The organism is Mesorhizobium sp. M0909 (genome assembly GCF_040319515.1).
In the GTDB taxonomy this organism is placed as follows: Bacteria; Pseudomonadota; Alphaproteobacteria; order Rhizobiales; family Rhizobiaceae; genus Mesorhizobium.
Genome location: NZ_JAMYOA010000046.1, coordinates 1 through 9,024, shown reverse-complemented (window position 1 = coordinate 9,024; position 9,024 = coordinate 1). Strand labels below are relative to the sequence as shown.

At 58.2% G+C, this 9,024-nt stretch carries 3 protein-coding genes and 4 pseudogenes; 2 read left to right on the top strand and 5 right to left on the bottom strand.

What is annotated here, in order from left to right; genetic code table 11:
* Window positions 1-84: 84 nt before the first annotated feature.
* From NKH83_RS31220 to NKH83_RS31200, 5 genes and pseudogenes are all read right to left on the bottom strand, one after another.
* A pseudogene (locus NKH83_RS31220) lies at window positions 85-401 on the bottom strand (saccharopine dehydrogenase NADP-binding domain-containing protein); the annotation flags it as partial.
* A gap of 773 nt (window positions 402-1,174) precedes the next feature.
* Window positions 1,175-2,320: an alanine racemase gene (alr, locus tag NKH83_RS31215; protein ID WP_352808976.1), complete on the bottom strand. Its 1,146-nt coding sequence runs from the start codon at window positions 2,318-2,320 to the stop codon at window positions 1,175-1,177.
* A 673-nt stretch (window positions 2,321-2,993) separates the two neighbouring features.
* A pseudogene (locus NKH83_RS31210) lies at window positions 2,994-3,479 on the bottom strand (IS30 family transposase); the annotation flags it as partial.
* Between the two features lie 283 nt (window positions 3,480-3,762).
* Complete coding sequence (locus NKH83_RS31205) at window positions 3,763-4,449, bottom strand: D-alanine--D-alanine ligase family protein (protein ID WP_352808973.1); 687 nt, start codon at window positions 4,447-4,449, stop codon at window positions 3,763-3,765.
* A 995-nt stretch (window positions 4,450-5,444) separates the two neighbouring features.
* Window positions 5,445-6,334, bottom strand: a pseudogene (locus NKH83_RS31200) (IS110 family RNA-guided transposase).
* Between the two features lie 201 nt (window positions 6,335-6,535).
* On the opposite strand from NKH83_RS31200, the pseudogene NKH83_RS31195 reads away from it, so the two are divergent.
* A pseudogene (locus tag NKH83_RS31195) lies at window positions 6,536-7,557 on the top strand (IS110 family RNA-guided transposase).
* A gap of 383 nt (window positions 7,558-7,940) precedes the next feature.
* The coding region (locus NKH83_RS31190) for an IS256 family transposase (RefSeq protein ID WP_352808970.1) at window positions 7,941-9,024 on the top strand (1,084 nt) is incomplete at its 3' end.

Below are 9,024 nucleotides of genomic sequence, written 5' to 3'. Positions count from 1 at the left end.
AAGCTCCTCGGCTCCTTGCTTCAGTGTCAGTATGTCTCGCTCATCACCTCAAGCCGCGCCAGATGGGGTCAGCTTGGCGCTTACACATTGTGGAATAAACGAGGTGTTGGCTGTCTCGGCGATCCCTTTACCGGCGAGTGGATTCAACGCCCTCTGTCAGGTCGAGATGGTGCGCCCCAGCTTTGCCAGCGACCCTGGCAATGGCCGCCGTGAGATGGAAAGGCGCCGCGCTCAGATCAGCGAAATTTGCCGGACAGCTGCGCAGACAAGACTGCTTCGTCGGGGATATTGAGGTATGCCGTCGAAAGAGCGGGACCACTTTCAATCTCCGCCAGTTGTTCGGCACTGCGGTCCACGATCGTAACGTGATAGTCCCCGGTGTCCGCGAGCAACCGAGCCATCGTCGAGGCGATCTTTCCCGATCCGATGGTGACGACGCCCTTTCATTTTATTCCTCCTGCGACCCCTACCACCGCCCGAGCGCGTTAAGCTTATCAGATCATTGGAGAAGATCGACGACGACAGGCCTTGCGGCACGCCGTTGTGCAGCCGCAGCGCCTCGTCGAAATGTAACCAGCGCTGCCAAGACGATCGGCACCATTTCCAGTTCATCGTCGTGCCTGAGGATGCGGTCGTGATGGCCGACCTCAGGAGGTTCACACGTGATCTGATACCCGCGTCATGCATCCGGTCCCACGCCTCGAATCGATCATGATGCTTCCGAGCGGAGCGAAGCCGAATGGATCGGAGCGCGCGTTAGTGTGTCCTGATGTGGACATAGGGACTGCGACCAGGGAACGCCGTCCCTATGCCCTGCGGGTCCAGACCGCCTCACCCGCTGGCTCGATCCTTTCGAGCGTCACCGGATCTTGAACGTCTCGATCGGTCATCCGTCAAGGCTTGCAAGCCAATCGTTGTTGTAGACCGTGTCTTGATAATGGCTCGAGCGTGCTCGATTGAGTGGGACCTGTCCTCCAAGCGGACATTCATCAGGGGCGCGCAGCGATCCCGCTACACATTCAGATGCCTTATACATGGCCGCAACCGAAATCTATGTGCCCTTGACCCCCGGGGAGCCATCCATACAAGGGTTGAGGTCCGGACTATCGGGCGGCTGGAAGAGCAGTTGGCAGCCGCGCGGCCTGCCCGGACATCCTAACCGTTGGATGAGCGCTTACTTGTCCATCGGTCGGCTCTTTGCTCTCGATGGGCTACTCATCGCCTGCATCGAGCGGTTTGCTGTGACCGCCGCAGATGGAGAAGATAAATTCAGATATTTTCGCGGGCAACCAGCACCAAGCCGCGTCAGCGCCTCCTGTGGACTAACGCCAGCGGCCGCTGCGAGGTCATTGACGGTGAAGTCTTCACTCAGCAATTCCACAAAGATGCCCGGGCTACAACGTCCCGCGGGAATGTCCGTTATATCAATGGTTAAATATTCCATAGATATTCTTCCTACTAAAGGTGCTAAATATTCTCCCAGCCGAACGAATACTTTGTTCGCGCAGGACCATGGAAGGCCATGCTTATACCCAATCGCGACGATTGCTATGCGACTGGCCCGGGCCGTACGAAACGTTGCTCCATATCCAACGGCCTCCCCCTTGGGCACGTTCCGCACATCAAGTATTCTTGCTCTGAGCTTGGCCACGGGCTGCAGGGGATTTGTCCGTGTACCGGCGTTATTGATCCCGTACAGTGCCGATCCTATGCGCACCATGTCAAAGTGGTAGGATTTGCCGAGCCATACACCGGCGGAGGCAGCGAGACTGCCGCGCGTGGGTTTAAGAAGATCATAGACTGCCCGAAAACGATCCCTTTGCAATACGTTCGTCGCGTCCCAAATGCATTCGCCGCACGCGAGGTGGCTGAGCACGATCGAAGGGCGATACCTCTCGAAGGTGCGTAGCAGAATCTGGCGCTGGACATCACCAACGCTGAGCCCAAATCGAGAGAATCCAGTTTCCACATTGAGAAAGTACGTTTGGGCCTCTCCGGCTGTGCTGACTGCGTGCAATTCCTTGCAGTTATTCACAACGGGTATCAGGCCATGCGACTTATACCACGTGCCAAACCTATCGAACTCATCGCGAAAAACCGCAATTGCAATTTCACTAAAGGAAGACCTTAGAAGCAGAGCTTCATCCAAATTGGCAACAAACAGTAGATCGCAGCCAGCATCTATGAGTGTACTTGCAATGTTTACAAGGCCAAGTCCGTACGCGTCACTTTTGACGACTGCGGCCACCCTTACCTGAGGCCCGACAAGGGTCGAGACGTTCCGGAAATTCGCTCGAATAGCCGCCAGATCTATTTCCAATACAACGTCGGTCGGCCGCGCTAGAGACAACGTAATCTACTCTCCAAAGGTGTCTGGAAGCCGTCTTCCTGTGTCGAAACGCGGCGACGTGACACATTATTTGTCATTTCGGCAAAACGCTGACTACTGCAAACTCCTAATAATCTTCCGTCGGCTTTAATGACGGGACCGAGAAGATAACATAGCCGTCATTTGGCAAAGGACAATTTCTTGTTAACATGATGTTGCTGGGCCGAAACATTAAAGCAATATAATTTTACAGAAATGGGTAAAGTTTCACGTCAATATTCATGCGCGATGGTTAGACTAATCGATCCATTTTCTATGGTCGATGGGCATGATCCCACCGTTTTAGGCCAATGTCGCCGTAGCTTTTGAAGGCCGCGGTTGGAGAGCAGTCTTTCTCCATGAACTGGGGAGCGCGGCACTGACACTCACCGTTCATCCATGGAAATCTCACCACAGATCAGCGAAAGTACCGGTACGCAGGGCAGAACGCTGGGTTTTCGCCCTGGCGCGCACAATCACGGCGGCAAGGGGGCAAGCTCTACATGTTCGTAGCCATCGACCGGAGCAAGTTCGCCTTCGCTGAACTGATGAACGCGGCACTAGACGTGTTGCGGCCGGTTCCTGGGCGGATTCAAGCGGTCGTCGCAACATCGATTATGTTCCCTCACGACCGCAATTCGTCAACCGCCTCCGCCGGCGTTTTCCGGCCCGGGGTTTTCTCGGTCGGGCATTGAGGGCTGCGGTCACGGCGGCGATCTCGTCGGCTGAGTGGACGCTGGTCGGTGTCTTTCGGGAAGTGCTGACGCAGCGCCCATTGGCGTTTCTCGTTGGTGCCACGTTTGCCAGGGGCTTTGCGGATCGCAGAAGTAGACTTGACACCCGCGTCGATCTTGAGGCGATCGTGCTGAGCCATTTCGGCTCCCTGCTCCCAGGTCAGCGAATGGCGTAGTTCTTCGGGCAAGGTGATGATGCTGCGCGTAATCGCATCGCGCACGCCTTCGGTCCCGTGTCCCGCCGGTGCAAGGCCATTCTTCATGCGCGGAACTTCGCCATGCCCCGCGAGCCGGGGAAGATGCAGCAACATCGTGAAGCGTGTCGTACGCTCAACCAGCGTGCCGATCGCCGAGCTGCCAAGACCAAGGATGAGGTCTCGCAGTGACCCGGTACCGCGCGACGCTGGCCAGTCGCTGCTCCACATAAGTGCGCAAGCTCGTGTTGAGCGCAAGCTTGGTCGATTTGGGTCGACGGGCCGATCGCTCGGCGTGCCATTGGGCTGATGATCTGCAGTTTGCGTTCGGTTGTCCAGCGGTCGACGCCGGGACACCGCCAACCACAGTTCGACTTCTAGATACTCGTTAGACATAAGCCCATCCTCAAGCATGGGCTTGAGCCTTCCTGCTTGTGCTGAGTGGCCGGTCGAAAGTGGGCGGCAGTCAAGTGTCCTGGATTATCTTCGTTGACCATTGGTCTCCTTTTAGCTGCCCCGTAATTTGCGCAGCAGTGCTCAGTATGAGGAGATCTTCGAACGAGAACTCTGATTGGAAGGAGAGCGCCGCATTGCTGCCAGGATACAATCCTGGGATGGTGTTAGCCTCAAGATAGACGGGGGTGCCGTCATTAAAGATAAAGTCGAAGCGCACAAGCCCTTTGCAGTTCAATTGCCTATAAAGCCTGAGGGCATCATCGCGGACACGTTCTGCCGCCAGCCCATGAAGTATCCTGGGTGTGGCACGCTCATCGACCAGCTTTCGCTTCAGCCGGTCGTCGTAGAAGCGCCAGCCGTCTGGAAGGTCGAATAGTACGGCATCGCCTATAATCATCTCTAGGCCAACCTGAAAGATGCCGACGGTACCGAATGGCCCATCGATGAATTCTTCAAGGCGAAATCTGGATCGGTCGGTAGGATCGATCCTGGTAATTGCCTCGGCGGCTGCCGCCTGGCCATCCAGCATTTTGATGCTAAGACTGTTCCCCTCGTCAATTGGTTTGAGGACCAGTACCCGCGAATGCTGGAGTTCGCGCGGCCAAGACCGAGGATCTCCCAGCGCTGTTACTAAGCAGCCGTGTGGGACTAGATAGCCCAAACCTCGAAGCAATGAGACAAATATTTCTTTGTTCATTCCGATCGCGGAGGGCAGTGTTGAGGGCCCTGAGTAGGGAACGCGTAGGATGTCAAGGAACCCTTGCATCGTACCGTCTTCGCCTCCTGCACCATAGGCAACATTCAGTACGAAGTCGCATTGGCGGACGGCGCGAAGAAGGTAGTCTACGTCGTTCGGGTCCACAACGTCAACTGAACAGCACAGTCTTTGAAGGTACGGTAACAGTACATCTCTAGTCGCAAGAGAGCTCCCTCGCTCAGTTGATGAGCCTCCGGCAAGAAGAATTAGGCGCGTCCTAGACATGACTTCTCGTGCGGCCGAAAGCAATTTGGCGTTATTCATATCGTCTTCCTCCCTAAATGCGATCTTGCGCTAAGTGCCGCTCTGGGCTGCATCGTCGACTTACAACTTCTTAATGCCTTGTTGAACATCTCGGCGAGGAGCCGGCCTCGCGCTTCAACGGGTTCGGACTGGCCAAGGCCTAAAAGAGCGCCTCTGGGCGTAAGATGACGTTGTTGCCTTGACATGTTGCTTCGTCCCATGAGATCGCGATTACCTTAGACATGAAAGTCGGCAGCTCCTGACGCCTCGCAACGTAGATCGCAAAAGTCGTGCCAAACTGCGCAGAAGAGACGCAGAGAGAGAAAATTTCGGTTCAATGGCTTAGAAGAGCGCGGTAGAACCGGCCAAGCACCATCGTGTCGCTGACTCACGCACCCGACAGTAGTTGTCGGTTGTCGAGCATCTCACAAGATAGGGTTGGATAGTGATGGGGTTGTCTAATCGCCGCTGGGACGTCAAGCATGTAATTGCGTCGAGACGACGCTGCCGGGTGCATGGTTGTCTTCGCGGTCGACATCAGTCGCCGCATGATGGAGCTCCGCGGACGAGCCTTCAATGTGGACGACGCACTTTGCTGAGACAGCGGTGCAACCCCATCAGCGGAATGGCTCGGCTCACGTCCCGGCAGGGACGTCTCAGGCGCTCAGATCCTGAACCCTATTCGCAAGATTTCATGCTGTGGCGCCTGCATTTCGATCAAAGAACTCACCGGTCTTGAGCATCGAATGCATTATCACCGCCAGTTTGCGCGCCACAGCCACGGCAGCTCGTTTGAAGCTAACCCTCTCCCGGAGCTTGAGGCCCCACGTGCGCAGGCTGCTGTCGATCGAGCTGCGTGTCAGGATGACCGCCGCAGCCTCATAGAGAAGTCCCCGCAAATGTCGATCGCCGCGTCGGGATATATGGCCGTCAAAATCGACTTCTCCCGATTGGTAGCGGCGAGTTGTCAGGCCGATCCAAGCGGCAACAGAGCGGGACTTCTTGAAGTTGCCCGGATCTTCAATGGCAGTGGCGAAAGAGGTTGCGGTAATGGCGCCGATGCCGGGGATCGACATGAGTATGCGGCATGCTTGGCTTTGACGTGCATCTGCGACAAGCTGGCGCCCAAGCTCGGCGGCACGGATGCGAATGCTGCGCCAGGCTTCCAACATCGGTAGGACGACAGGAGCAAGCTCGCTCTGATCGATAAGAAGGCTCCGGACATTCTTTTCGAATGTAGTTCCCTTACCGGCGGGAACGAGCAAGCCGAACGTTTTCATGATCCCTCGGATCTGGTTGGAAAGCTCGACGGTGATCCGGACCAGCCGAGTGCGTGCTGCCACGAGCGCGCATCGATGCAGATCGCTGGCAATCCCTCGGCGCGCAGCGCATGATAGAACCAAACTGACAGCGGGCCGGTTTCGAACACGACGCGCTTTGCGGCCGGCGCCCGCTTGCGGACAAGCTCGGCAATGATCCTGGGATCAGATGCGCACTTCCCGCGCCAGATCCGTTCGCCTTCACGGCGGATCGACACTGCCGTCTCTTTCATCGACACGTCGAGACCGATATGTTCTTCCATGGCTGTTCTCCGTTGATGCTGGGCCCGGCGTCCAGTCGTGAGCCCGTATTTCATCTTATCGGGGAACAGCCACCCTCCAAGGCTATGATCGGTTCAGGGCGCGTCGCTCCCGCGATTACCCCATGTGGACGCCCCCTCGACGGCATCGATGTGCCAGAATGGTGGTGTTTGACAGCCACCGTAAGAGAGGGAGCGTCCACAATGGAAGTTAACACGATCGGGTTGGACCTAGCGAAGAATGTATTTCAGGCGCATGGAGCCGATGCGGCGGGCGCCATTGTTTTCCGCAAGCAACTGCGACGCGACAAGGTGCTTGCGTTTCTCGCTGGGCAGCCGGCCTGCTTGGTCGCCATGGAGGCCTGTTCTGGGGCGCATCACTGGGCGCGCGAGATCGGCAAGCTCGGGCACACCGTTCGTCTGATCCCGCCATCCTATGTGAAGCCTTTCGTGAAGCGGCAGAAGAACGACGCCGCCGATGCCGAGGCGATCTGCGAGGCCGCGCAGGGGCCGACCATGCGCTTTGTCGCCGTGAAGAGTGAGGAGGAGCAGGCGAGTGCGGCCGTATTCCGGGCTCGTGATCTGCTGGTGCGGCAGCGCACCCAGACGATCAACGCCTTGCGCGGCCATCTCGCAGAATATGGACTGGTCGTTGCCCAAGGCCCTTCTCACATCGCCAAGCTGATGGAAAAGGTAGAGGATCCTAAGGGCGATCTGCCAGAAGCAGCCCGCCTGGCCCTCACCATGCTGGTCGATACGCTGAGATCGCTGGAGGAAAGGATCAAGCAGCTCGATGCCGAGATTGCACGGCGTGCCCGAGAGGATGAGACGTGCGGCGGTTGGCAACAATCCCCGGCGTTGGTCCGATAACGGCAACGGCTCTGGTTGCACTGGCGCCTTGCGCCGCAATCTTCCGAAAGGGGCGCGACTTCGCCGCTTGGCTGGGCCTGACGCCGCTGCAACGCTCAACCGGCGGTAAACAGAAGTTCGGTGCAACATCGAAGATGGGCGAGCGTACTTTGCGTCGCCTGCTTATCATCGGAGCGAGCGCTGTCGTGCGTCATGCTCGTCGGCGAGGCATTCGTGAAGGATCGTGGCTTGGGCGCATGCTCGCCCGCAAGCCGCCAATGCTTGTGGTCGTCGCTCTTGCCAACAAGATGGCCCGCATCGTCTGGGCGCTCATGGCAAGAGGTGGGACCTACAGGGCTCCGGCCGTGGCAGCATAGCAGCTCGGTCTGAGGTCGTCGCAGGTGTAGGAAGGTCACACGGAGAGGTATGGCGCGACAGTCGATGAGAGACGGATCGGAAAAACCAGTTCAGCACAGAGCGCTTCGAGCGCGCGGTAGTGATATGGATCCGATCGGCGAACTCCCATACGGGCCGGCGGCAAATGGAAGGCCGCATCAGAGGCCGGACAGATGTCAGCACCCGACTACGCGCCGCTATACTGCCTTTCGAAGATTCTTCTTGCGCTCACGGGGGCGTCCACAGATGTGCTGAAGGTTCTGCAAAAAGTTTTGGAGAGAGAACGGCGCTTGCTCTGAGGGGCGAGCGGCCATGGCACGGTGGTGACGTTGCGATCACCGATTCCCGTGGAAGGGGAAGTGCCATGACCAATCGAGACGTTAGACTGAGCAGAGGCGAGTTGAAAGCGTTGCTGTTGTCGGATGAGGACGGCTTTCGCCAGGCATTGCAGAGTGTCGTGCAGGAGGTTCTTGAAGCCGAGATGACGGAGGCGATCGGGGCCGAGAAAGGCGAGCGGACGGCGGAGCGGACGAGTTACCGGTCCGGCTATTACGAGCGCAAGCTGGTGACGCGGGTCGGGGTGCTGGAGCTTCGCGTTCCGCAGGATCGGGCTGGCCGGTTCTCGACGGAGTTGTTTGAGCGCTACCAGCGCTCGGAGAAGGCATTGGTGTCGGCGCTGGTCGAGATGTACGTGCAGGGCGTTTCGACCCGCAAGGTGAAGGCGGTGACGGAGGAACTGTGCGGCCACTCTTTCTCGGCCTCGACGGTGAGCGAGGCGACGATGCGGCTGGATGAGGCGCTCAAGGCGTTCTTCACGCAGCGGCTCGAGGAAAGCTATCCGTATCTCATTTTGGACGCGCGCTATGAACGGGCTCGCGAGGCGGGCGTGATCGCCAGCCAGGCGGTGCTGGTGGCGATCGGCGTGTATTGGGAGGGCCGGCGCCAGGTTCTGGGCGTGGAGCTGGCCAACCGGGAGAGCCATTCGAGCTGGCGCGAGTTCGTGACGGGGCTCAAGAATCGCGGGCTCGCCGGCGTCGAGTTCGTCGTCTCCGACGACCATTCGGGGCTCAGGGCGGCAATCCGCGAAGTGCTGCCCGAAGCGGTCTGGCAGCGCTGCTACGTGCACTTCCTCAGAAACGCGCTCGACTACGTGCCGCGCAAGGTCGACGACGATTGCCTGATGGAGCTCAGATGGTTCTACGACCGGCGCGACCTTGCCGAGGTCAAACGCGACCTGGCGCAGTGGATCGCCAAATGGCAGGCCAAATACCCGAAGCTGGTCAACTGGGTGGAAGATAACATCGAGGAGACGCTGAGCTTCTATCGGCTGCCGCTAGCCCACCACAAGCACATGAAGTCGACGAACATGCTGGAGCGGCTGAACCAGGAGATCAAGCGGCGCACCCTGGTCGTTCGCATCTTCCCCAACCCGCGGAGCTGTCTGCGGC